This window comes from Nitratifractor sp., from assembly GCF_015487065.1.
In the GTDB taxonomy this organism is placed as follows: domain Bacteria; phylum Campylobacterota; class Campylobacteria; order Campylobacterales; family Sulfurovaceae; genus Nitratifractor.
Genome location: NZ_WFQN01000092.1, coordinates 1 through 23,494, shown reverse-complemented (window position 1 = coordinate 23,494; position 23,494 = coordinate 1). Strand labels below are relative to the sequence as shown.

Sequence of the window (23,494 nt, the reverse complement as noted above, 5' to 3'; positions counted from 1 at the left end):
CCCTGGGAGCTTTCGCCAAATTTGTACCGGGACTCCACCGGCTCAAGCTGCTGCTGATCGTCATCTTCCCGGTCTTTGCCTTTATCATGCTCCACGGCGGCCACTTTGGACTGCCCCTGGTAGAGACGAGCAAATGGGGCGGCTTGCTGCTGACTCTGGTCATCGCCACCGTCGGAATTGTCCTCTCTTTTCCTATCGGAATCCTGCTGGCCCTGGGACGACAGTCAAAACTCCCCATCATCAAGAGCCTCAGTGTCTTCTACATCGAGTTCGTCCGGGGCGTTCCTCTGATCACTGTGTTGTTTATGGCTTCGGTGGTCCTTCCTCTCTTTTTCCCCGAAGGAGTCAACTTCGACAAACTGGCTCGGGCCCTGATCGGAATCACCCTCTTCGAGGCGGCCTATGTGGCGGAGAATATCCGATCGGGCTTTCAGGCGATTCCCAAAGGACAGTACGAAGCCGCCGATGCCCTGGGACTGGGGTACTGGCAAAAGATGGCTCTGGTGATCCTTCCCCAGGCGATCAAAGTCACCATCCCCAACCTGGTGGGAACCTTCATCAGCCTCTTCAAGGACACCTCACTGGTCATGATCATCGGCCTCTTCGATCTGCTGGCAATGGTCAACGTCACCTCCAACGACCGGGACTGGCTGGGGATGGATACCGAGGGCTACGTCTTCGTCGCCTTCATCTTCTGGATCTTCACCTTCAGCATGTCCATGTACTCCAAACGGCTGGAGAAAAAACTCAATACCGACAAAGGGAAATAAACGATGGCTGAACAGACAAGCACCAAAAAACTGGGCGAACCGATTATCCAGCTCGAAAATGTCAACAAATGGTACGGTGATTTCCATGTCCTCAAGGATATCAATCTGGAGGTCCGTCAGGGCGAGATTGTCGTCGTCGCCGGCCCTTCCGGCTCGGGAAAATCGACAATGATCCGCTGTATCAATCGCCTGGAGGAGTATCAGGAGGGCAGCATCCGCGTCAAAGGGATCGAGGTCAACAATGACGTCAAGAACCTACGCGCCGTCCGCTCCAACGTCGCCATGGTTTTCCAGCACTTCAACCTCTTTCCCCATCTGACGATCCTGGAAAATCTTACCCTGGCGCCGGTCTGGGTCTACAAAGTCCCCAAGAAAGAAGCGATCGAAACCGCCATGCACTACCTGGAGAAGGTCAATATCGCCAACCAGGCCCATAAGTATCCCAACCAACTCTCCGGGGGTCAGCAGCAGCGGGTGGCCATCGCCCGGGCGCTGTGCAAAAGCCCCGATATCATGCTTTTCGACGAGCCCACCTCCGCCTTGGACCCCGAGATGATCGGGGAAGTTCTCGATGTCATGATGAAACTGGCCGATGAGGGAAAAACCATGATCACCGTCACCCACGAGATGGGCTTTGCCCGCAAGGTCGCTGACCGGGTCATCTTCATGGATGCGGGACAGATCATCGAAGAGAACGATCCGGAGACCTTCTTCCACCACCCCGAAAGCGAACGCCTGCAGCTCTTCCTCAAACAGATTCTCAATCATTAGCGAGCCGGAGGCTCGAGTTATTGGTATTTCGTCGTTTGATTTTGGTCGGCAGTCATCAGTCGGCAGTCGACAGCAGGAGCGCCTTCGGCGCTATCTGTTGTTTGAAAAAGAGCGCTGTGATACAGCGCCAACCACAATCATTCACCATTCACCATTCACCAATTCGTGGGATAGCAATCCCACGCTACATAATCGGTTCCTCACTCCTCACTCGCTATCAGGAGCAACGATGTTGCTCCTGATAGCTGAATACCTCGGCATTGCCGCCTTCGCCGCCAGCGGATTCTATATCGCTGTGCGTAGAAAACTCGACCTACTTGGCATCTATCTCAGTGCCTTTTTGACCGCACTCGGAGGCGGGATCCTCCGGGATCTGCTGGCTGACCGGCTCCCCTATTCCCTGACTCACTCTCTTCCCTCTGTCACCGTGATTGTGGTCACGACGCTGCTTATATGGCGGCGTATGCATCAGCATCCCTGGGAGTCCCAGTGGCTCTTCGTCTTTGTTGATGCGTTGGGAATGGTCTCTTTCGCCATTTCCGGAGCCCTGGTAGGGCTGGCAGCCGGGTTCAATCTGGCGGGTGTGACGCTGCTGGCTTTCACCACGGCAGTAGGAGGCGGAATCCTTCGGGACGTTCTCATCAACCAGGTCCCCTATGTACTGCGCGGCGGCTTCTACGGGATCATCGCCCTGGGGATCGGAGGATCGGTCTGGCTGCTGCACACCCTCGGTTGGGACCACTCCTTTTTCCTGACCCTCCTCTTCCTCGGCGGCGTCACCCTGCGAATGATCGCCTACCGCCGAAGATGGGCCCTGCCGAGGCTGTAGTCATTTGACGTCTGAACGGGACTTTGCCCCTCTTTGTTTTTCGAGGGAAGGTGGGAAGGTGAGATCGCGCTTCGCGCTGGTAAGAGGGTGGGAAGAGATGAACCACCGGCTTTCTCACCTCCCACCTTCTCACCCTCCCACCATAAATTCGTTCCTCACTCGAAAGCGCAGCTTTCGTTCTCCTCTTGCATCTGAGAAGCAATCCGGCTACAATACGCCATCTTAAACCCAACCGACAGGCTCCAAGCCAGCTATTCTTCGTACGATTCTGAGTTTCTCCGCGTCACAGACTGTATCGCACTCCGATCCACTCTCATTTCACCGGCAGCAAGTCAGCCCGCAGATGATCAGCGAACTCCTGTGCCTGCCGTGAAAGCGAACCTACACCATGACCTTTGAAGATTTCAACTTCAGACCCGAACTCGCCGCCGCCATCCGTGAAGCCGGCTTCCGTGAACCCAGCCCCGTCCAGAAAGAGGCGATTCCCCTCGTCCTGGAGGGTAGAGACCTGGTCGCCCAGGCCCATACCGGTACCGGCAAGACCGCCGCCTTCGGCCTGCCGGTTCTGCAGCAGCTCCGCTGCGACGGCAGTGTCGAAGCCCTCGTCATCGTCCCCACCCGTGAACTGGCTACCCAGGTGAGCGACGAGATCTTCCGCTTCGGCAAAGCCCTGGGCATCCGCACCGCCACCGTCTACGGCGGCAGCTCCTATACCCGTCAGATCCAGCACGTAGCCAGTGCTTCGGTCGTCGTGGCCACTCCCGGTCGTCTCATCGACCTGCTTCAAAGCGGAAAAATCAATCTCTCTCCCCGGTTCGTCATCCTGGACGAAGCCGACGAGATGCTCGACATGGGCTTTCTCGACGATATCCGGGAGATCTTCACCCACCTGAGCGCCGAACGTCAGACGCTGCTCTTCTCGGCCACCATGTCCCGGGAGATCAAAGCCCTGGCACAGACCATCCTCCGAAACCCCGCCACCGTCTCTATCACCGGCGGCAACGTCACCAACGACAAGATCCGCCAGCTCTTTTACGTGGTGGAGGAGCAGGAGCGCGACGACGCTTTGGTCCGACTGCTGGATTATAAAAATCCCGACAAGAGCATCATCTTCTGCCGGATGAAAAAAGAGGTAGACCGCCTCAGAGACTATCTGGCGGCCCAGGGCTATGAAGCCAGAGGCCTCCACGGCGATATGGATCAGCGCCAGCGCGAAGCGACCATCCGTGCTTTCAAAAGCGGGGGTGCCGAGATCCTCATCGCCACGGATGTCGCGGCCCGCGGACTGGATGTCAACGACGTCAGCCACGTTTTCAACTATCATCTCCCTTTCGATCCCGAAAGCTACGTCCACCGCATCGGACGGACCGGACGGGCCGGACGGGAAGGGACCGCCATTTCCATCGTTTCCCCTCACGAATTCCGTTCGCTGCAGCGGATCCAGAAGAGTGTCGGCTCCACCATCGAAAGCCGGATCATTCCTCGAATCGAAGAGGTCCGAAACCGTCGCAGCGATGCGTTGATCGAGCGCATCGAGTCCCAGGAGGTTGATGCCGCCTCCTATGCTTTGATCGAAACACTCAAGGAGGAGTATGACCTGACCACTCTGGCCGGTAAACTCCTGAGTATGGTCCGTGAAGAGGAGGAGATCCGGGGAGCGGACCGTATCGGAAAAGATCTGGCCGAGATCGAACGCCTCTTTGCCAGAATGAAAGAGGAGCGGCATCACAAAAAAGGACGGGGACGCTACAATAACCGGCGCAGCTACAACCGTTCCGGCCCACGGAAGAAAGAGTACAACCGCCGCTGACCGATTACCGTATCGGCGTCGGCTAAGGCACCCTTTGGGCGCTGTGCTTCAATCTGGAGAGTTCCGATCGCAGAACCTCTTCGCGTTTTTCGATTCCCAAAAGCGTGGGGCGGGTCAGATCGGGATAACTGCCGTGCAATCCCTTACCGTCAATTCCATGACATCCCGCACAGACACTGCTGAAATACATCGCTGCATCTTTGGGATAGGGATGAGGGCAGCGGTGTCCTCCCAACTCCATCACATAGCAGGCGACGCGGGGAGCCAAGTCTGCCGAGAGATAACCCCCTTCCATCGTTCCGCCCGGAAAGTCAAACTGATGGGATCCCTTCTCGATCACTTTTACAATATAACGATATAGATATTCCGGTGAATGCAGGGCCGACAATTCTCGACGGATTGATTCCCTTCGGGCAGCGGACGATTCCTGAGATCGGGAATCGTTATTCTGCAGCTTCTCTCCCCGGGTTCTCTGCGGTACTGCACGATGCTGCCAGCAGCTTCGGATTACCCCCACACCCAGAACCCCCAATAACACGGCAATGACTACTGATTGCAGAGTGCGTCCATTCTCCATATCTCTTGAGTGAAATCCCGTTTACTTCCCGGCCTCGAGAAACTTCCGGCGAAACTCCTCTTCCGGAATCGGCTTGCTGATCAAATAGCCCTGACAGGCGATTCCGGGATCGATTCCGGCGATGATCTCACGCTGCCTTTCCGTCTCGATCCCTTCGATAACAATCGAGTAGTTCAGCCTTTTCCCCATATCGATGATGGTCTGAAGCAGAAAGATATCCTCAATACTCTCCAGCATATCCCGCACAAAGATCCGGTCGATCTTTAGCGTATCAAACGAGAGCTTTTTCAGATAGGAGAGCGAAGAGTAGCCGGTTCCGAAATCGTCGATGGCACATTCGACGCCTTCCGCATGGAGCCAGCCAATCACCCGCTGCGCCTGTTCAAAGTTGTCCACCAGTGAATCTTCCGTCACCTCCAGAGTCAGTTCACCGCGTTGGATCCCATAGCGACGGAAGAGTTCGGAAAGGGTCGCCGGGAAACTCTCTCTGAGCAGAAGATGAGCATCCACATTGACCGCCAGTGAACAAAAAGGCACCCCCTCCGAAGCCTTCCACTCCGCGATCTGCCGGCAGGTGCTTTCCAAAACCCATTGATCGATCTCGGCGATGCGGTTGAAGCGGCGGGCCGCCGGCAAAAAATCTCCGGGAAACAACAAACCTTTTTCGGGGTGATTCCAACGCAACAGGACTTCGGCAGCAACCATCCGGGAATCACCCGCTCGAACGATCGGCTGGAAATAGAGACAAAACTCTCCTGTTTCCAATGCTCTTTGCATATCCTCATTGAGCTGGGTGATCTGAAGATACTCTTCCCCCATCACCTCCGTATAGAGGACATAGGGCACGGAGGGATCGGCTTTGGCCTCCATCAGAGAGATGTCCGCTCCCCGAATCAATGCATCGACCTCCGTCATCCCGGGTTCGATCACCACGACACCGATACTCCAATCGATACAGATTTTCTGCCCTTGAATGAGGTAAGGTTGCGTCAGTTCCTCTTTGAGCTGTTCCACCCACTCGCCAATGACACTCTCTTCACTCGATTTCTCCATCGGGACAAAAGGAATAACGATTGAAAACTCATCTCCGCCCATACGGGTGAGGCAGGCATCTTCCGGAAGCAGTTCCCGGAGCCGTCGGCTCCCCTGAACCAAGAGTCGGTCACCGACCTCCAACCCGTAGATATCATTGATATCTTTAAATCGGTTGATGTCGAGATAAAAAAACAGCGTCGGTAGACGGCGGTGTTCTTCATCCTGAAGCAGCCGCTGCATATATCGGTGAAATCCGCGACGGTTGCACACGGCGGTCAAGGGATCATGGGTGACAAGAAATTCCAACTCCTCCGTCGCCAGATGCTCCGATGTCTTATCACGAATCTGTCCCACGCCGCCGACAACCTCTCCCTCTTGATCCTTAATCTTTGAACAGCGCACCTCGACCCAGTGCTCCATCCCCTCCGCGGTGTGATAGACCCCTTGAAAACCTTTGCCGCTTTCCACATGCGCCGCTTGTAGAATCATCTTCAGCCTCGGATCACCCAATTCAGTAAATCTTTTCCCCACGACAGAAGCATCCGAGAGCTTGAAAAAGTTCAAAAACGACTGATTACAATCCAGAATCCTCAGCGCTTTATCGTAGGTAAAAATTCCCTCCTCCGTCTGCTCAAAGAAATTTTGAAGCATTCCCTGCTTTTCGTGGAGCAGCTCTTCGGCCGTCTCTATCACATTACGTACTCTGGTCAAGGCGGAAAAACGGTCATGGGAACGTACCAGCAGGTTGATTTGACTCACCAGATATATCAACGTCAAAAAGGCCAGAATCAGCGTCTCCACTCTCCCCAGCAGTGCCATCTCCACCGTCAGAGGCATGAGAAGGATCAACAGATAACCGATGGCAGTCCGCTGATCCTCTCCCAGAATCCTGACAACCCCGGTACTGATGCCGATCAACATAATAAAAAGAAAGAGCCGGTAGTAAGGCGGAAGCATCGGGAAGGCAAAAAGCCCAAGTAACGAAAAGAGCAACGCGGTTGTCCAGACCTGAAAAACCAACTTTCGATGCCAAGGCTCGGGAACGATCTTCTCGGCATCCGCCAGATATTTTGAGGCAGTGTAGTAGCGCCAAAGTGTCAACGTCAAAATCACCCCGTACCAGACAAGCATCCCTTGGCCCAACATCGGTTCCAGAACATAGAGAAGAATCGTCTCCAGGAGCATCAGGGTCATCAGCGTCTGCCGCTGCCTCAAATAAAGATCATCGAGAATCTCTTTGCTCACCCGCTTTTCCCGCCACAAGCAGGAGAGCTTTTTCAAGAGGCTCTCCCATCGGCCGCAATTCGCTGCATTCGCAGGCTGAGGCGGTACAGCCAGGAGATCTTTGGCAGAGTCGGAGACTCTCAATCGATGCCCCTCGATCCATTTTTTCACCATCGTATCCTTTGATTCGTCAGTTTAGGCGGCAGGTCATTCTCAATGCCCATACATCATAGTGGGCAACCACAACGCGATTTGGGGAATATAGGTCACCAGCAAAAGCCCAACAAGAATCGTCATGCTCCAAGGGAGTGAATAGACGATGACATCTTTCAAGCTCACGCCGGTAATCCCACTGGTCACAAAGAGATTCAATCCTATCGGCGGCGTAATCATACCCAACTCCATATTGATGGTGACAATGACACCGAAATGGATCGGATCGATCCCCAAAGCGATGGCTACCGGCAGCAACAGCGGCACCATAATCATGATGATGGCGCTGGGCTCCATGAAGTCTCCGGCAAAGAAGAGCAGGATATTGACGAAGAGGAGGAACATCAGCGGCCCCACGTGGATACTGATGAGCCACTCCGTCAGCATCCGCGGGACATTCTCCAGCGTCAGGAAGTGGGCGAAGAGCATGGCGTTGGCGATGATGAACATAATCATCGCCGAAGTCTTGGCCGCATCCAGGAAAACCCGCGGGATCTCCCGCCAGCGGATATCCCGGTAGATAAACATACTGACAAAAAAGGCCCAGACCGCGGCCACCGCCGCCGCTTCGGTAGGGGTGAAGATGCCACCGTAGATCCCGCCGATGACGATCAGGATCGTCATGAGCGCCCAGGTTGCCTCCCGCATCTTCTTCAGCCGGACCGACCAGGGCTGGGGAGCCGTCCGTTTGAAACCCAGGCGCCGGGCCCCGATGTAAGTCACCGCCATCATCATGCTGCCGATCATCAGTCCCGGAACAATCCCGGCGATGAAAAGCTTGCCGATACTCTGCTCCGCCGTCACTCCGTAGACGATCATGACGATGGAGGGGGGGATGAGTATTCCCAGACTCCCCGCCGTCGCCACGGTTCCGATGGCGTAGCGTTTGGGGTAGCCCGCCTCTTCGATGGCAGCGAACATGATCGAACCGATCGCCACGACAGTGGCCGGAGAGCTCCCGCTGACCGCGGCGAAGATGATACTGGCAAAGATCGCCGCCATAGGCAGGCCGCCGGGCAGATGCCCTACCATCGATTTGGCAAACTCGATGATCCGATGGGCACTGGAGCCTTTGGAGAGGAGGCTCCCGGCCAGGATAAACATGGGGATCGCCATCAGAGAGTATCCCTCTACTTTTTCAAAGATCATCGAAGAGATTTCAATAGGGGAGATATGGGTGAAAGTCACCAGGGTCAAAAAGGTCGAAGCCCCCAGAGCCACGGCAATGGGGGTACCGATGAGCAGCAGAAACGCGAAAAGTCCGAAGAGAACCGCCACACTCATAGCATTCCTCCCGTTTTGCGCTCGACCTTTTTCAGCAGCTCTTCACCCGCCGCCTCCTCCATCTCCGCCAGGATCATCTCTGCTTCGGATCGATGGACCACCTCCTCTGCCGGTGTCTGCCAGATCTGGACAAACTTCTCCGCCACCCGATAGGCGGCAAAGGCAAAGGCCGCCGGGATCACCAGATAGGGAATCCACATGGGGATATCCAGATCGATAGATCGCTCCCCTAGCTCAATATCCATCTGAAGATATTTATAGCCGTACCAACTCACCGCCGCTAAATAGACAAAGGTCACCAGATGGGAGAGCAGTAGCAGCGCTTTGGCCACGCGGGGCGGCACCTTTTCCAGGAGGATCGTGATGGAGATATGGGCATCCTCTTTGAAACAGTAGGCCGCTCCGAAAAAGGCGCTCCAGAGAAAGAGATAGACCGTCAACTCCCCCGCCCAGGTGAGCGACGAACCGAAGACATAACGGGCCACCACATTGTAAAAAGCCAGCGCCACTCCCCCGGCGATCCCAATGGCAGCGATACTCTGATTGATCCAGCCGATCAGCAGACCGAGCCAGTGAAAGAACTTTTTGACAACCCCCATCACTCCCCCTTTTTCCGTGCTACGTGTTAAGTACTATGTGTTACGAGTGAACTTTTTGTCCCATTTCCTTTTTCTTAGTACTTAACACGTAGCACTTAACACGATCTTTCGCGCCCAAGGCGCGAAAGATCACTTGGTATTCTTCGCCGCTTCGATCAGATCTTTGCCGATCAGTTTGGGATCGTAGAATTCGGGATAGATTGTCTCCATCACTTTTTTCCATTGTGCGATCTGCTCAGGTGTCAGCACGGTGATCTGAAGCTTGCCGGTCTTGTCGGCATACTCTTTGATCTTGGCGAACTGACTCTTGTCCAGCTCGATGGCCCACTGACGCTCTTTGGCGGTGGCCTCCTTCATCGCCTGCTTGACGTCCGCTTTGAGATCGTCGGGCAGGGAGTTCCAGAACTTCTTGCTCATAACTACCAAATACCCCAGATAGCCGTGGTTGGTGACGCTCATGTACTTCTGGACTTCATAGAACTTCTTGGTGTAGATGTTGGAGTTGGTGTTCTCCTGGCCGTCGATGACGCCCTGCTGCAGAGCCGAATAGACCTCGGAGAAGGGCATGACCTGGGGAATAGCTCCGACGGCTTTGAACTGGGCTTCGAGGACCTTGGAGCTCATGATCCGGAACTTCAGTCCCTTGCAGTCTTCGGGCTTGATGAGCGGCCGCTTGGAGTCGGTCATCTGCTTGAAGGCGTTGTCCCAGAAATCAAGCGCCACGAAACCCTTGGCTGTGACCATGTCCTTGAGCTTCTGCCCGACGGCACTGTCCTGGACCCGGTGGAGATGGTCGATGTCCTTGAAAAGGAAAGGCAGATCGAAGAGCGCCAGCTGGGGCACGATTTTGCCGAACTTGGAGAAGGAGGGACAGGCCATCTGGACCGAGTTGAGTTTCAACGCTTTCAGAACGGCACTGTCCTTGTAGAGCTGGCTGTTGGGATAGACCTGCACGTCGATCCGCCCTTTGCTCAGCTCCTCCAGGCGCTTTTCGAAGAAGTCTGCCGCTTTTCCTTTGGGGGTGTTGGGGCTGACCACGTGGCTGAATTTGAGCACATACTCCGCCGCGGTCGCCGAGACCGTCATCGCTGCTGTGACCCCCAGGGCCAGCAGCACATTTTTCGCCATCTTCATTTTCACTCCTTTTGGATTGGGTTGGATTGAATTACCGCACCAACTATATACCTCAAACATTGATGTGGCAATTTCGTTCATAGGAAAGGCGGATTTTTGCAGGACTCGCCTAAGCGAATTCAAGAAAATCCAACGCAGCCTATGGGCGAAAGTGCCGCACCCTTTGGGGAGAACGATACGAGGCAATCTGCACATAAATAAATCATCGAATTACCTACGGGTAGTCCTTCAGATTTCTTTACGCACATCTTACCTCGTATCGTTCTCTCAATGCTTGGGGTATATAGTTGGTGCGGTAATAAGTATAGGGTAAGAAGACTTAGACAGACTTTCAAAATTTCGGGGATAATCGGCGGTTATGCTACAATTTGAACAATTCGATTCTATGGGGGTTAGACTATGCAAAAATCTGTGTGGCTCGGCCTGTTGACAGGGATGATGATACTGGGCGGATGTACCGAAGCCCCTTCACCGGGAAACACAGGCAGTTTCAAAGGCAGCGCCTCCTCTGCCGGCGGCTGCTCCAGCGCCAAGAGCTGTGAAGATCTGGGGGTGCGCTACATTACCGGAGACGGAGTGAGGATCGACGGCTACAGAGCCGTACGTTACCTGGAGCGTGCCTGCAGCATGGGCCGGGGGAGTGCCTGCAACGGGGCAGCTTTCATCTATGCCGACGCCGAAGGGGGCGTCAAACAGGACTACCGCAAAGCCCTCGACTACTGGAGCCGCGCCTGCCGTCTGGGCGATCAGACCGGCTGCGCCAACTACGACCTGGCCCAGGACAAACTGGCCGAACTGCGCCGCAGCCGCTGAGCGGCACTTTCTATAAATTCCTCTGAAACGTCAGCGTTTCAAAAGAAATTCAACTCTCTTATCCCTTGAACCCATAAAGAGCCGGGAAGAGGACGATGCTGGCCAGGACCAGGATCTGAAGGATGATGAAGGGGACGACACCCCGGTAGATATCGGTAGTCCGCACCTCGGGCGGGGCGACCCCTTTGAGGTAGAAGAGGCTGAAGCCGAAGGGCGGCGTGAGGAAGGAGCTCTGGAGGTTCAGGGCGATCAGGATCGCGAACCACATGGGATCGATGCCGATCTTCTGGGCGATGGGCAGCAGGATCGGGACCACGATGTAGGAGATCTCGAAAAAGTCGATGAAGAAGCCCAGGAACATGATGATCGCCATGGTCAGGATCAGGAATCCCCACTTCTCACCCGGCAGCTGGGTCATGAAGTTCTCCACGATCTCATCGGCTCCGCTGTAGATGAAGACCATGGAAAAAGCCGTCGCCCCCACGAGGATCGCGAAGACCATCGCGGTGGTCTTGACCGTTTCAAGCGAAGCCTCCTTGACCATCCGGTAGCTGATCTTCCGGTAGATCGCCGCCAGGATCAGACTGCCCAGGGCTCCGAGAGAGGCCGACTCGGTAGGGGTGGCGATTCCGGCGAAGATAGAACCAAGCACCAGCACGATCAGCGTCAGGGGCGGGATGATGGCGATCAGGGCCTTTTTGACGCTGGCACCGTAGCGAATCCCCTCTTCGGGCTCGAGCGCCGGAGCGACACTCGGTTTGAGGAAAGAGACGACAAGGATGTAGAGGATATAGACCCCTACCAGCGCCATACCGGGCCAGATGGCCGCTTTGAAGAGATCGCCCACCGGCAGTTGAAAGACATCCGCCAGAACGATCAGGACGATGGAGGGAGGGATGATCTGCCCCAGGGTCCCTGCAGCACAGATCGTTCCGGTAGAGAGCGCCTTGTCGTAGTCGTGGCGCAGCATGATCGGCAGACTGATGACCCCCATGGCCACTACCGAAGCCCCCACCACACCCGTGGAGGCCGCCAGAAGCGCCCCGATGAGCACCGTGGAGATCGCCAGACCGCCTCTTACTTTGCCGAAAAGCGTCCCCATACTCTCCAGCAGCCGCTCCGCCAGTTCCGACTTCTGTAGGACGATCCCCATGAAGATGAAGAGTGGCACCGCCATGAGGATCTTGTTGGTCATGATGGAGTAGATCCGGAAGGGCATCATCGAGAACATGGAGAGAAACTCGTCCCACCAGTCCACCAACGTCACCCCACCGTCAGGCAGCAGCTCGAAAAGCGCCGCCAGAGCACCGAAGTAGATGGAGACCGCCCCGAAAGTGAAGGCGACCGGATAGCCCACCACCAGCAGGATCAACGCCGCCAGGAACATCAGCAGACCGATCATTCGATCACCTCCTCTTCCGGCTCGGGCAGGGGCGGTTCGATCCCCCGGAGAATATTGATGTTGTGCAGCATGAAGTTGAAGGCGCAGAAGATCAGGAAAATAAAGGCCAGAGGAATCTGGGCTTTGATGATCCAACGGTAGGGAAGCCCGCCGGGATCTTCACTAATCTCATGGGTCGTATAGGAGTCCATGACAAAGTCCCAGGAGCCGTAGATCACCAGTAGCGCCAAAGGCAGGAGAAAGAGGATCGTTCCCAGGATATTGATCCAGGCCTGTTTGCGCGGACTCAGGCGGTCATAGAGGAAATCGACCCTCACATGAGCATTGTAGCGCAGGGCGTAGCCGGTCCCGTAAAGCATGATCACAGCAAAAGTATGCCATTCCAGCTCCTGCATGGCGATAGAACTGTCGTGAAAGACATAGCGCATCATCACATCCCAGGCGACATTGAGAATCAGCCAAATCATCAGGATGCCGGTGAGATAGCCCACACCGTCGATGATTTTGTCGGTTACCTTTTCAAGTTTTGTCAGCAAAGCAATCCTTCGGATTGGGTTATTGGTCTATTGGTATATTGGTTATTGAGCCCACTGAAAACCGTAGAGATACGCTTTCGTCATCCTGGACTTGATTCAGGATCCACAGCTTTATGGGTATTTGTACCTCTGGATTCCGGATCAGGTCCGGAATGACGCTGGTTTTTTCAGAGAACTCTATTGGTAAAAATACTCTACTCCCAATACACCAATAGACTAATACACCAATGACACGATAAGCGCGAACGCGCTTATCGCTACTTGGTGATCCCCAGCTCTTTGCTCATCTGCAGATAGTAATACTGACTCATCATGGACCACTCACGTGCCTTCTTCATGTAGGAGAAGTAGTCGTCGCGGATCTCTTTGAACTTGGGATTCTTGGCCGCATATTCGTCGTAAACCTCGTCCGCTGCCTTCTTCAAAGCTTTGAGGACCGGCAGGGGGAAGGTTTTGACCTGAATCTCGGGATGCTCTTTTTTCATCTTTTGCCAGGCATCGACCGAAGCAGCGAAGTTCTCGATGTACATATCCATCGCCGCCGCTTTCATTCCTACCTCCAGCATCGTCTGATACTTCTTGGGCAGCTTGTCAAAGGCCTTTTTGTTGACCAGGAACTGCATCTCACTGGCAGGTTCATGCCAGCCGGTGTAGTAGTATTTGGCGACTTTGTAGAAGCCCATCTTGATATCCATGCCGGGTCCGACCCACTCCAGGGCGTCGATGGTTCCCCGATCCAGTGCGGTGTAGAGCTCGCCGGCGGGGATGTTGGTGACGTTGACGCCCAGTTTGGCCATCACTTCGCCCGCCAGGCCGGGAATCCGCATCTTGAGTCCCTTCAGATCGTCGACAGTCTTGATCTCCTTGCGGAACCAGCCGCCCATCTGGTTGCCGGTGTTGCCGCCGGGATAGTTGTAGACACCGAACTTGTCGTAAACCTCTTTCATGTACTTCTTGCCGTTGCCGTAGTAGAACCAGGCGTACTGCTCGGAGGGGGTCATCCCGAAAGGCACGGTACAGAACCAGACGGTGTTGATATCTTTACCCTTCCAGTAGTAGGAGCCGCTGTGACCCATCTGGTACTGGCCCCCTTTGACCATATCCAGGATCCCCAGAGGCGCTTTGTGCTTCTCTTTCCCCTCGACCTTGATGATGAACTCACCGTTACTCATCTCCTTCATCCAGGCCGCCAGTTTGGCCGGGGGAGAGGCCAACGGGGTCAGGGTGGAGGGCCAGGTCTCCGCCAGCTTCCAGCGGATCTTCTTGGCAGCCAGGGGAGAGGCCAGCAGCATCGCCGCCGCAGCGACCGCACTGAGTTTCAGCATTGTCTGTTTCATTTTTCGCTCCTTGGATTGATGGAATACCCGTAAATTGTAGCCCAGGAGGGCTTAATCCCATATGTGGAACCGAGAGACTAAGATAATAGTGTTGGGGTAATAATAAGTGCTCTGAAAAAACTTTGTCATTCCGGGCTTGACCCGGAATCCAGGGCTTGGAATACCTATAAAAACGTAGATCCCGAATCAAGTTTAGGATGACGGAAGCGTAACTCTTGGGTTTTTCAGAGAGATTAGTAGAAAGCTTCGGGTTTGGTGCAAGTTTCTTTGATCGGGCTAAGCAGAGTAAGGGAGCGTATACAAACGTAGATGACCGAACGGAGCGACCCCGCTCGGAGAAAGATGGGCCGAAGCCGAGGCTTTATACCCTGGCTTCTTCCCGGCGTTGCAGATACTCCCACTTCTCGTTGATCTCTTTTTGGATCCGTTCGATGACGTGACGGTTTTCCGGTTTGAAGAGGTGTTTGTAGCGCCCCTGAGCCGCCAGATACTCTTCGACAGGAATGATGTTTTTGGGCCGATAGAGGATATTGAGCTCGTGACCGTCGATGATCTCGTAGATCGGGAACATCAGGGTATCGGTGGCCAGGTCGGTGATGTGGATCGTATCTTTGGGATCGAACTTCCACTCGGTGGTACAGGCGCTAACGGTGTTGATGAAGCAGGGACCTTCGGTCTCCAGAGCTTTCTGGAAACCTTTGGCCATGATCTTCCACTTGTTGGGTGCCAGCTGGGCGACATAAGGCGCACCGTGGGCTGCCATGATAGCCACCATATCCTTTTTCTTCTGCTTCTTTCCGTAGCTGACCCGTCCCGCCTGGGCGGTAGAGGTATGCGCACCGACCGGCGTCGCCGAGGAGCGCTGCCCGCCGGTGTTGGCGTAGTTTTCATTGTCGAGGCAGATATAGGTAAAGTCATGCCCCCGCTCCACGGCACCGGAGAGCCACTGAAAGCCGATATCGTAGGTAGAACCGTCACCGCCGAAAGCGACAAACTTGACGGGAGCGTCGGGATCTTTGAGGGTGCCTTTGCGCTTGCGGGCCTTGTACATCGCTTCAGCTCCGGCAGCCGCCGTCGCGGCATTTTCAAACCCGATATGGATCCAGGAGGTATCCCAGGAGGTGTAGGGATAGACCGCGGTAGAGACCTCCAGACATCCGGTGTTGGTAGCGATGACCAGGTTATCGTCGGTGGCGTTCATCAACTCTCGAACGATCATGGAGTGGGCGCAGCCGGGACAGAGGAGATGTGCTCCTTCGAACCGCTCGTTGACGGTAGAAAACTCTTTAAGATTTTTAATTGAGGTGATCGCCATTATTTACTCCTTTTGGTCTCGTAAAATCCCAGCTTCGGCCCGCGCAGTCCGCTGAACTGCTGAATGGGCGTCGTGATATAGCCCACATCGGCATGCCCTTTCTGCTCCCGAAAGATATGCTTGGCATCGTCCAGAGAGAAATCCCGGCCGCCCAGTCCGTAGATAAAGTTGGTGATCAAGGGACGAGACGGAGTGGTGTACATCGCGGCACTGATCTCATTGAAAAGGGCTCCCATCGCGCCCATCGGACAAGATCGATCCAACACAGCGACCGCTTTGACGTCGGCCAGGATATCCCGGATCTCGTTGAAGGGGAAGGGACGGAAGCAGCGAGGAGCTACGACACCGGCTTTGAGCCCTTCGTTCTCCCGCAGTTCCTGAGCGGCCTGAATCGCCGTCTCGACGGTAGAGCCCAGGGCGACGATCGCCACCTCGGCATCCTCCATCAGATAGCTCTCAACCCTCTTGTACTCCCGGCCGGTCTTCTGCTTGAACTCTTCGAAGACCCGGTCGATCACGGTATAGGAGTCCATCAAGGCCCGATGCTGCTTAGCCTTGTGCTCATAGTGCCAATCCTCTTCGGTCTGGGCTCCGTAGGTGACGGCTTTGGAGAAGTCCAGCATCTCATCGACGGGCTTATAGTCTCCGATGAAGGCGTAGGCTTCGTCATCGCTGAGCGGAGAGACGTTCTGGGCGGTGTGGGAGGTGAGGAAACCATCCTGATGTACCATGGCCGGCAGGCGGACATTGATATCCTCGGCGATCTTGAAGGCACAGAGGTTCAGGTCGTAGGCTTCCTGGGCATTGAAGGCATCCAGTTGGATCCAGCCGCTGTCGCGACCGGCATACATATCGCCATGGTCTCCCCGAACGTTGAGCGGTGAAGCGACGGCCCGGTTGACTACGTTGAGAACGATAGGCAGACGCATCCCCGAAGCCTGATAGAGCACTTCGATCATCAGCATGAAGCCCTGGGAAGAGGTGGCCGTCGCCACCCGTCCGCCGGCGGCGGCCGCCCCGACACAACCGGACATCGCCGCATGTTCCGACTCGACCATGACATATTCACCGTCCACATATCCGTTGGCCACAAAGGCGCCATAGGTCTCGACGATCGGAGTCGACGGGGTGATGGGATAGGCGGCGACCACGTCCACCTGGGCCTGTCGCAATGCCTGAGCGGCGGCGTAGTTTCCGTCCCAGACTTCGACGTCGTTCAATTCCATTTTTTCAGCCATGATACTTCCTTATTTTTTCTCTTTCTTTTTCTTCTCGGGCCATTTGGCAAGCGCCGCTTCAGGCTCTTCCGCTTCGGCGAACATCAGCAGGGACTTGGGGTTGGTAGGGCAGACTTCGACACAGACGCCGCACCCTTTGCAGTGGTCATAGTCGATTCCCAGCATCTGCTTGTCCCGGGAGATGATGGAGGTATCGGGGCACCAGACCCAGCAGTTCTGGCAGTCGATGCAGATATCCCGGTTGTAGACCGGCTTGATCACCCGCCAGGAAGCGACCGTCGCCGTGTAGCTGTTGAAATCACTGTAAGGACGCTCTTCGGGGGGAATATGGGCGACATTTTCCAGTTCGGTATCGAAAGAGTTGAGGACCACTCCCTGGGTCACTTCATCCCATCCGACCAGCTCTTCGGCACCCAGTTCCCGGACTCCGCGTCTATCGGTAGCCAATACACCTTTCATAGTTATCCTTTCTTAGTTGACTTCGTTGTAGGCCCGCGTGATCGCCGCCATGTTGGCGTCGATGATCTTCTGGGGAAACTTCGCCAGGACCCGTTTCATACTCTCGAGAAAATCCTCAAGTTCGAACATCCCGGAGACCTTGACAAAGGCTCCAAGCATGGGAGCGTTGGGGATCGCCCGTCCGATGGTATCCAGCGAGATCTGCATACAGTCCACGACAAAAACACGCTCTTTTTTGTCCTGCAGCTCAGGAATCTGGGCGATGAGTTCCTTTTTGTCCAGGTGAGTCGTGATGATATATTTGGTCTCGGACTTATCATTTTCGGTGATATTGTCGGTAAAAGCCAACGCCGGGTCGATCACCAACACATAATCGGGAAGCATAAACTTGGCATGGTTGATGATCGGCTTGTCGTCGATCCGATTGTAAGCCCTCATCGCCGCCCCACGCTTGGCCGAGCCGTAGAGTGCAAACGCCTGCACCTGCTTGCCGGTCCGGGAGACCACGTCTCCCAGTCCCTTGGCACCGGTTACCGCTCCCTGGCCTGCACGTGAGTGCCATCTGATTTCGATCATAAATCCTCCTCAATCATTGGGTAGTGGGTCAATTGTAATCTACTGAGCTTAAAGGCGCCTTGCTCAGCGGCGACTCTCTCGCTTTTGTGCGATGCGTGTCACTGCGCTCAACGCATCGGGCTCCAACCTGGCTCCGCAGCGTCGAAGTTCCTCCGCCTTGCCATAACCGCAAAACAGCCCGATCCCCTGGATCCCCGCTGCAGAGGCCGCCTCCAAATCCATGCAGGTATCCCCGATCATCCAGCAGTTTTCCCGCCCTACTTCCATCCGTTCCAACGCTTTCAGAATCGGTTCGGGATGAGGCTTGTGATGTGCGACGTCCTCACTACCGATCAGCACGTCGAAATACCTCATCAGCCCGAAATGCTCCATCAATTCCCGGGAATAGTGTCCGGTTTTGGTTGTGACGATCCCCAGCCGGGCGAACTCACCCGCACGGCGCACCGCCTCCCCGGCTCCGGGGAGCAGCACCGTCTTTGCGGTGTGGACCTGCCGATAGTTCTCCTTGTAGGTTCGGACATACCCTTCGATACGATCTTCCGAAACGCCCAGATTCCGATACATATCGGCCAGGGGATGCCCCACCTGGACCTTGATCGCTTCCGGATCGGGGATCTCCCCTCCCAGGAGTTCGAAGCTGACCCGAAAGCTCTCCAGGATCGCCTCGGTAGAGTCGATGAGGGTGCCGTCGAGGTCGAAGAGTATGGTTATTGGTGTATTAGTATATTGGTTATTGGGATCTTTATTCATTGTTTTCCTTTCTTTTTACTATATCCCCAATATACCAATAACCAATACACCAATAACCAGGAAAATTAATCTTTGATCTTCCAGTCAATAAAGTTGTGCTGAATTCCGATAATCGAGGGACTAACCCCTTCAATCCGGCGACTCACGGCAGTGATACTGTCGGGGATATAGAGGAAGACATAGGGGGAGTCGGCGACAATGAGCCGAAAGATTTTCCGATAGTCGGCGGCGAAGGCTTCGGGATCCACAAGCCGTTCGCTCTCTTTGATCAGGCGGTCCACTTCGGGGTTGTGATAGCCGACGAAATTGAAGCCCCCTTTTTTGTCTCCGTCACTGTGCCAGATGCTGTAGGCGTCGGGGATCAGAGAGAGGCTCCACCCCAGCAGGACCGCTTCGAAATGACGGGGGAAGACCACCGTGTTGAGAAAGGCTTGCCACTCCATGGTGCGGATCTTCATCTCCACGCCGATTTTTCGTAGCTGCTGCTGAATGATCTGGGCGGCGTTGATGCGGGTTTCGTTGCCGGTATTGGTTACCAGGGTAAACCGCAGCGGATGTTCCCGGTCGTAGCCCGCCTCTTTCAGGAGTTTTCTTGCGCGCACCGGATTGTATTTTTCAGGTTTGAACCCCTTGGGATAGACGGAACTGCCGGGCATGAAGGGGCCGTAGCAGGGGCGCCCGTGGCCGAAAAAGAGTAGATCGATGATCTCCCGGCGGTCGATCCCCAGGGCGATGGCCCGGCGCACCCGCCGATCCCGGAACTTCGGGTCCCTCAGGTTGAAGCCCAGATAGGTGTAGCTGTGGGAGGGCTGTTCGTAGATCCGGTAATGTTGTTTGAATGCGGCTCCCACCTGGCGATCCAGTTGCAGCGGGCTGAGCCCCCCGATATCGAGCTTGCCCGCTTTGAGCATCATGAACTCGGTAGCGGGATCCCCTATATAATGATAGATTTGCCGGCGGATGAAGGGAGGATGCTCATAGTAGTGATCGTTGGCCTGCAAAACGATCCGCTCGTTGATGCCGAAGGGACGGGTCATGCGATAGGGCCCGGTCCCGACCGGCAGCTTGTTGAGAGGGCTGCGCATGGGGTCTTGCTCTTTCTCCCAGAGATGGGCGGGCAGTATCCCCATCATCCAGATCGAGAGGGCCTTGAAATAGGGCTGGGAGTAACGGACCCTGACGGTATAGGGATCGACGATCTCCACGGCGCTGACATATTTGAAGTCGCTTTTATAGGGAGTCACCACCTTGTCGGAGCGCATAAAGTCGTAGGTAAACTTCACATCCCGGGCGGTAAAGGGAGCTCCGTCGTGCCACTTCACCCCTTGGCGCAAGTAAAAAAGCAGCGTCCGGTTGTCTTCGAAGCGCCAGTCGGTCGCCAGATCGGGAGCCAGGGAGCCGTTGGCATCGAATTTGATCAGGCCGTTGAAGATCCAGTCGGTAATCTCACTGCTGGAGCTGTCGGTAGCCAGGAGAGGGTTGAGACGGGTCGGCGAGGAGGACATCGCCCGGTGGAAGGTCCCCGGACTCCCCCAGCATCCAAGGCCGAACAGTACAAAAATGAGGACCCATCTCCACATTCCGCCTCCTTTTTGCCCGGATTCTATCATAGTTTCCTCACAAAGATCTCTTCCAAGAGAAGAGAAAATTATTTTGAATATAAGTTAAAAATATCTAACCTATAATAATCAATATTTATTATAGATATCTTTTCATTTTTAATTTATTTTTAATCATCATTGCAATAGAATTGAATCCAATCATCAAATCAATGGAAAGGATAGGCATGGCTAGAGTAGTAGTTATGGGTGGCGGTGTCGCGGGACATACCGCTGCCACATTTGCAAAAAAATGGCTCGGGAATGAACATGAGGTCGTTGTGGTTACCCCCAACAGCAACTGGAACTGGATCCCCTCCAATATCTGGGTCGGCGTCGGCGTAATGAAAAAGGAGGATGTCGTCTTCCCCGTGGGACCCGTCTATGCCAAAGCGGGCATCGATTACCGCCAGGCCAAAGCGGTCTCCATCCACCCCGAGGGTAAAGAGGGAAGCGACACCCCTTTCATCACCATCGAGTATACCGGTCAGGGCAAAGAGGGGCAGACCGAAGAGCTCACCTACGACTACCTCATCAACGCCACCGGCCCCAAGCTCAATTTTGACGCCACACCGGGACTGGGCAACGGCCAGGGACAGCTGGGAGATTACACCGTCTCCGTCTGTACCGCCGATCACGCCGTTCACGCCAACAACGAGCTCCAGCGGGTCATCGAAAAACTGAAAAAGGGTGAAAAGCAGACCATCCTGATCGGAATGGGCCATGGAATGTGTACCTGCCAGGGGGCTGCCTTTGAATATATCTTCAATATCGAGCATGAGCTGAGAAAAGCCGGTGTGCGCGACAACGCCGAGATCATCTTCATCACCAACGAATCCTTCCTCGGCGACTTCGGGATGGGAGGCATGCATGTCAAAATGGGCGGCTACGCGGCCAGTTCCAAGATCTTCGCCGAATCCCTCTACTCCGAGCGGAACATCGAGTGGATCCTCGGCGCCCACGTCATGCAGGTCGAAGAGGGGAAAGTCACCTACAAAACTCTTGACGGCGAAACCGACGAGCAGGAGTTCGATTTCGCCATGCTGATCCCCCCCTTCGCCGGCGTGGGCATCAAAGCATTCGACAAAGCGGGAGAGGATATCACTTCCAAAGTCTTCGCTCCCAACGGCTTCATGAAGGTCGATGCCGACTACACCCCCAAGCCCTACGAGGAGTGGAAAGCCTCCGACTGGCCGAGAACCCTCCAGAATCCCGACTACAAAAATATCTTCGCCGCCGGTATCGCTTTTGCTCCGCCGCATACCATCTCCAAGCCGATGCAGGCTCCCGACGGCACCCCCATCACCCCGACCCCTCCGAGGACGGGAATGCCTTCGGCGATGATGGGCAAAGCGGTCGCCGCCAGCATCTGCGACATGATCAAAGAGGGTGCCACCGAACCCACCCATACCGCCTGTATGGCCGAGATGGGCGCCGCCTGTGTCGCTTCCGCCGGAACGGGTCTGACCACGGGAACCGCGGCGGCCATGACCGTCTTTCCGGTCGTTCCCGACTTCGAAAAGTATCCCGGTGTCGGTCGTGACGTCAACTACACCTATGGAGAGATCGGTTTGGCCGGACACTGGATCAAACATATCCTCCATCACCTGTTCATCTACAAAGCCAAGCTCAAGCCGGGCTGGACACTGATTCCCGAATAAGCCAAGAGGAGAGCGGTCTCTGAGGCTCTCAAAAAAATTATAAAAAGGAGAAATAGTATGGCACACGAACATCTGCATCATATCGACCCCTACACTCCCCAATCGGGGACAATGATCCCGCTGGGATTCCGGAAATTTCTACGGACCTGCGTCTTGTGGCAGTTCATCCGCTTCATCGCTATCAACATCAAAATGACCATCGTCATTCTCAAAAGTCATCACTGAGCAACATGCAGCCCGTCTCCTTTCTCGGAGATGGGGTCCTCCTCACCACTCTCCTGAAATATAAGTTTAAATTACATAAATCATAACCCTTACAAATAAAAATAATACAAAACTCCCCTCTTTAAAAAAAAGTGACGTTTTTTTTGGGAAATATCGCCATTTTCTTGACATATCACAAGTACCGATAAAGAAAGTCGATGTATCATATAATGCAAACTTATAAATCGGAGAAGTTTTCTCCACTTTATAAGAAAATCAAGTCAAAGGAGAGATGGCCTATGGAAGTAGAAATTTCCAGACGCAGGTTCCTGCAGGGAAGTGTCGCTCTGACCGTCGTCGGCGGAACGATGGCGGGAACGACGGCACTGTTCTCGGAGGAAGAGAGGGCGACCAGCGCTTCTCCCCGGGTGCCCAAAACCGTCACCACCAAGACCGGAACCGGCAAAGCCGAAGAGATCCCTTTTCTCTGCGGTATGTGTGTCAACAAGTGTGCGGGATTCGCCCGGGTGGAGGATGGGATCATCACCAAACTCAACCCCAATCCCTATTTTCCCAAATCCCGGAACATGCTCTGTCCCCGGGGCAACGCGGGGATCCAGACCGCCTACGATCCCGACCGGCTGAAGTATCCGCTGGTGCGTATCGGCAAGCGCGGATCGGGCAAATACAAGCGGGTCAGCTGGGAAGAGGCTTACGACGCGATCCTCAACGGGACCAAGCTTTTCAAAGGCCTCAAACAGATCCTGGACGAAGAGAAGGACAACCGTTCCACCATCGGCTACTGCAACGGTGAAGGGCTCTCCAAAGAGGGCTTCGAGACCCTGGTCGGCCAGAAGCTGGGTAGCCCCAACTACGTCGATGAGGTCAGTATCTGCCTCGAGACCGCCGGCGGCGGCTTTTTCGCCACCCTGGGGGTCTATCCCGAGATCGATTTCGAGCATGCCGACTACCTGATCATCTCCGGCGCCAACCGGGCCGAAGCGATCATCACCCCCGATACGATGGATATGTTCAAGCGAACCAAGGGTCGGGGGATCAAAACCGTCTGCATCGACCCCCGTTTCACCAACACCGCCGCCAAAGCCGACAAGTGGCTGCCGGTCAACCCCGGCACCGACCTGGCCTTTGTCCTGGCGATGACCTGGGTCGTCTTCAGTGAAAACCTTCAAAACGAAGCCTTCATGAAAAAATACGGCGTGGGGTACGAAGAGTACAAGCAACATATTCTCTCTCATAAGTACACTCCTGAGTGGGCCGAACCGATCTGCGGTATCAAAGCCGAAGATATCTACACCATCGCCCGGGAGTTTATGAACGCCGAAGCGCCGGTCTACTACC

At 55.0% G+C, this 23,494-nt stretch carries 22 protein-coding genes; 8 read left to right on the top strand and 14 right to left on the bottom strand.

Going from position 1 to position 23,494, the window contains the following annotated elements:
* From F8I07_RS04885 to F8I07_RS04870, 4 genes are all read left to right on the top strand, one after another.
* Positions 1-770 (top strand): amino acid ABC transporter permease (locus F8I07_RS04885; protein WP_292656478.1); only part of this gene is annotated, 770 nt, incomplete at its 5' end.
* Positions 771-812: 42 nt separating this feature from the next.
* A complete protein-coding gene (locus tag F8I07_RS04880) occupies positions 813-1,541 on the top strand; it encodes an amino acid ABC transporter ATP-binding protein (RefSeq protein ID WP_367264447.1) in 729 nt (242 codons plus the stop codon).
* 229 nt (positions 1,542-1,770) lie between these two features.
* A complete protein-coding gene (locus tag F8I07_RS04875; RefSeq protein ID WP_292656474.1) occupies positions 1,771-2,370 on the top strand; it encodes a trimeric intracellular cation channel family protein in 600 nt (199 codons plus the stop codon).
* A 388-nt stretch (positions 2,371-2,758) separates the two neighbouring features.
* Complete coding sequence (locus tag F8I07_RS04870) at positions 2,759-4,180, top strand: DEAD/DEAH box helicase (protein WP_292656471.1); 1,422 nt, start codon at positions 2,759-2,761, stop codon at positions 4,178-4,180.
* 22 nt (positions 4,181-4,202) lie between these two features.
* Here the strand turns inward: F8I07_RS04870 and F8I07_RS04865 are convergent, their stop codons facing one another.
* From F8I07_RS04865 to F8I07_RS04845, 5 genes are all read right to left on the bottom strand, one after another.
* A complete protein-coding gene (locus tag F8I07_RS04865) occupies positions 4,203-4,475 on the bottom strand; it encodes a c-type cytochrome (RefSeq protein WP_292656468.1) in 273 nt (90 codons plus the stop codon).
* 303 nt (positions 4,476-4,778) lie between these two features.
* Complete coding sequence (locus tag F8I07_RS04860; RefSeq protein ID WP_292656465.1) at positions 4,779-7,187, bottom strand: EAL domain-containing protein; 2,409 nt, start codon at positions 7,185-7,187, stop codon at positions 4,779-4,781.
* Positions 7,188-7,229: 42 nt separating this feature from the next.
* Positions 7,230-8,513, bottom strand: coding sequence for a TRAP transporter large permease (locus tag F8I07_RS04855; protein WP_292656463.1), 1,284 nt, complete (start codon positions 8,511-8,513; stop codon positions 7,230-7,232).
* Positions 8,510-9,112: a TRAP transporter small permease gene (locus F8I07_RS04850; protein WP_292656461.1), complete on the bottom strand. Its 603-nt coding sequence runs from the start codon at positions 9,110-9,112 to the stop codon at positions 8,510-8,512. The genes F8I07_RS04855 and F8I07_RS04850 overlap by 4 nt, the downstream gene beginning before the upstream one ends.
* A gap of 129 nt (positions 9,113-9,241) precedes the next feature.
* Positions 9,242-10,240 (bottom strand): TRAP transporter substrate-binding protein, encoded by a 999-nt coding sequence (locus F8I07_RS04845; protein ID WP_292656480.1) that lies wholly within the window; start codon positions 10,238-10,240, stop codon positions 9,242-9,244.
* A 405-nt stretch (positions 10,241-10,645) separates the two neighbouring features.
* Between F8I07_RS04845 and F8I07_RS04840 the strand changes: the two genes are divergently transcribed.
* The gene (locus F8I07_RS04840; RefSeq protein WP_292656458.1) at positions 10,646-11,059 is read left to right on the top strand and encodes a hypothetical protein; all 414 of its coding nucleotides are present in this window, start codon (positions 10,646-10,648) and stop codon (positions 11,057-11,059) included.
* A 58-nt stretch (positions 11,060-11,117) separates the two neighbouring features.
* On the opposite strand, the gene F8I07_RS04835 is transcribed toward F8I07_RS04840, so the two are convergent.
* The 9 genes from F8I07_RS04835 to F8I07_RS04795 all read right to left on the bottom strand — a co-directional run bounded on the left by F8I07_RS04835 (position 11,118) and on the right by F8I07_RS04795 (position 20,252).
* Positions 11,118-12,461, bottom strand: a complete 1,344-nt coding sequence (locus tag F8I07_RS04835; protein ID WP_292656455.1) for a TRAP transporter large permease subunit — start codon at positions 12,459-12,461, stop codon at positions 11,118-11,120.
* Entirely contained in the window at positions 12,458-12,997 is a 540-nt protein-coding gene (locus F8I07_RS04830) for a TRAP transporter small permease subunit (protein ID WP_292656452.1), read from the bottom strand. Before F8I07_RS04830 ends, F8I07_RS04835 begins: the two co-directional genes overlap by 4 nt.
* A gap of 257 nt (positions 12,998-13,254) precedes the next feature.
* Entirely contained in the window at positions 13,255-14,334 is a 1,080-nt protein-coding gene (locus tag F8I07_RS04825; protein ID WP_292656450.1) for a TRAP transporter substrate-binding protein, read from the bottom strand.
* 361 nt (positions 14,335-14,695) lie between these two features.
* Positions 14,696-15,649, bottom strand: coding sequence for a thiamine pyrophosphate-dependent enzyme (locus F8I07_RS04820; RefSeq protein WP_292656447.1), 954 nt, complete (start codon positions 15,647-15,649; stop codon positions 14,696-14,698).
* Positions 15,649-16,887 (bottom strand): 2-oxoacid:ferredoxin oxidoreductase subunit alpha, encoded by a 1,239-nt coding sequence (locus tag F8I07_RS04815; RefSeq protein WP_292656445.1) that lies wholly within the window; start codon positions 16,885-16,887, stop codon positions 15,649-15,651. The genes F8I07_RS04820 and F8I07_RS04815 overlap by 1 nt, the downstream gene beginning before the upstream one ends.
* A gap of 9 nt (positions 16,888-16,896) precedes the next feature.
* Positions 16,897-17,346, bottom strand: coding sequence for a 4Fe-4S dicluster domain-containing protein (locus F8I07_RS04810; protein WP_292656443.1), 450 nt, complete (start codon positions 17,344-17,346; stop codon positions 16,897-16,899).
* A gap of 12 nt (positions 17,347-17,358) precedes the next feature.
* The gene (locus F8I07_RS04805; RefSeq protein ID WP_292656440.1) at positions 17,359-17,922 is read right to left on the bottom strand and encodes a pyruvate flavodoxin oxidoreductase subunit gamma; all 564 of its coding nucleotides are present in this window, start codon (positions 17,920-17,922) and stop codon (positions 17,359-17,361) included.
* A 63-nt stretch (positions 17,923-17,985) separates the two neighbouring features.
* Positions 17,986-18,672: an HAD family hydrolase gene (locus F8I07_RS04800; protein WP_292656438.1), complete on the bottom strand. Its 687-nt coding sequence runs from the start codon at positions 18,670-18,672 to the stop codon at positions 17,986-17,988.
* Between the two features lie 65 nt (positions 18,673-18,737).
* The gene (locus F8I07_RS04795; RefSeq protein WP_292656435.1) at positions 18,738-20,252 is read right to left on the bottom strand and encodes a peptide-binding protein; all 1,515 of its coding nucleotides are present in this window, start codon (positions 20,250-20,252) and stop codon (positions 18,738-18,740) included.
* A 206-nt stretch (positions 20,253-20,458) separates the two neighbouring features.
* Here F8I07_RS04795 and F8I07_RS04790 point away from each other — a divergent pair, with 206 nt between their 5' ends.
* The 3 genes from F8I07_RS04790 to F8I07_RS04780 form a co-directional block, all read left to right on the top strand.
* Positions 20,459-21,931: an FAD-dependent oxidoreductase gene (locus F8I07_RS04790; protein ID WP_292656433.1), complete on the top strand. Its 1,473-nt coding sequence runs from the start codon at positions 20,459-20,461 to the stop codon at positions 21,929-21,931.
* Positions 21,932-21,988: 57 nt separating this feature from the next.
* Positions 21,989-22,156 carry a hypothetical protein gene (locus F8I07_RS04785; RefSeq protein ID WP_292656430.1) on the top strand — a complete coding sequence of 56 codons (168 nt, stop codon included), beginning with the start codon at positions 21,989-21,991 and terminating at the stop codon, positions 22,154-22,156.
* Positions 22,157-22,434: 278 nt separating this feature from the next.
* A partial coding sequence (locus F8I07_RS04780; RefSeq protein WP_292656428.1) for a molybdopterin-dependent oxidoreductase occupies positions 22,435-23,494 on the top strand: 1,060 nt, incomplete at its 3' end.

Bases quoted from the DNA above. Each gene is read 5' to 3' on its own strand.
- F8I07_RS04825 (WP_292656450.1), bottom strand. From the start codon at position 14,334: ATGAAACAGACAATGCTGAAACTCAGTGCGGTCGCTGCGGCGGCGATG.
- F8I07_RS04865 (WP_292656468.1), bottom strand. From the start codon at position 4,475: ATGGAAGGGGGTTATCTCTCGGCAGACTTGGCTCCCCGCGTCGCCTGC.
- F8I07_RS04875 (WP_292656474.1), top strand. From the start codon at position 1,771: ATGTTGCTCCTGATAGCTGAATACCTCGGCATTGCCGCCTTCGCCGCC.
- F8I07_RS04815 (WP_292656445.1), bottom strand. From the start codon at position 16,887: ATGGCTGAAAAAATGGAATTGAACGACGTCGAAGTCTGGGACGGAAAC.
- F8I07_RS04800 (WP_292656438.1), bottom strand. From the start codon at position 18,672: ATGAATAAAGATCCCAATAACCAATATACTAATACACCAATAACCATA.
- F8I07_RS04785 (WP_292656430.1), top strand. From the start codon at position 21,989: ATGGCACACGAACATCTGCATCATATCGACCCCTACACTCCCCAATCG.
- F8I07_RS04805 (WP_292656440.1), bottom strand. From the start codon at position 17,922: ATGATCGAAATCAGATGGCACTCACGTGCAGGCCAGGGAGCGGTAACC.
- F8I07_RS04790 (WP_292656433.1), top strand. From the start codon at position 20,459: ATGGCTAGAGTAGTAGTTATGGGTGGCGGTGTCGCGGGACATACCGCT.
- F8I07_RS04855 (WP_292656463.1), bottom strand. From the start codon at position 8,513: ATGAGTGTGGCGGTTCTCTTCGGACTTTTCGCGTTTCTGCTGCTCATC.
- F8I07_RS04835 (WP_292656455.1), bottom strand. From the start codon at position 12,461: ATGATCGGTCTGCTGATGTTCCTGGCGGCGTTGATCCTGCTGGTGGTG.
- F8I07_RS04795 (WP_292656435.1), bottom strand. From the start codon at position 20,252: ATGTGGAGATGGGTCCTCATTTTTGTACTGTTCGGCCTTGGATGCTGG.
- F8I07_RS04850 (WP_292656461.1), bottom strand. From the start codon at position 9,112: ATGGGGGTTGTCAAAAAGTTCTTTCACTGGCTCGGTCTGCTGATCGGC.
- F8I07_RS04810 (WP_292656443.1), bottom strand. From the start codon at position 17,346: ATGAAAGGTGTATTGGCTACCGATAGACGCGGAGTCCGGGAACTGGGT.
- F8I07_RS04870 (WP_292656471.1), top strand. From the start codon at position 2,759: ATGACCTTTGAAGATTTCAACTTCAGACCCGAACTCGCCGCCGCCATC.
- F8I07_RS04845 (WP_292656480.1), bottom strand. From the start codon at position 10,240: ATGGCGAAAAATGTGCTGCTGGCCCTGGGGGTCACAGCAGCGATGACG.
- F8I07_RS04840 (WP_292656458.1), top strand. From the start codon at position 10,646: ATGCAAAAATCTGTGTGGCTCGGCCTGTTGACAGGGATGATGATACTG.
- F8I07_RS04820 (WP_292656447.1), bottom strand. From the start codon at position 15,649: ATGGCGATCACCTCAATTAAAAATCTTAAAGAGTTTTCTACCGTCAAC.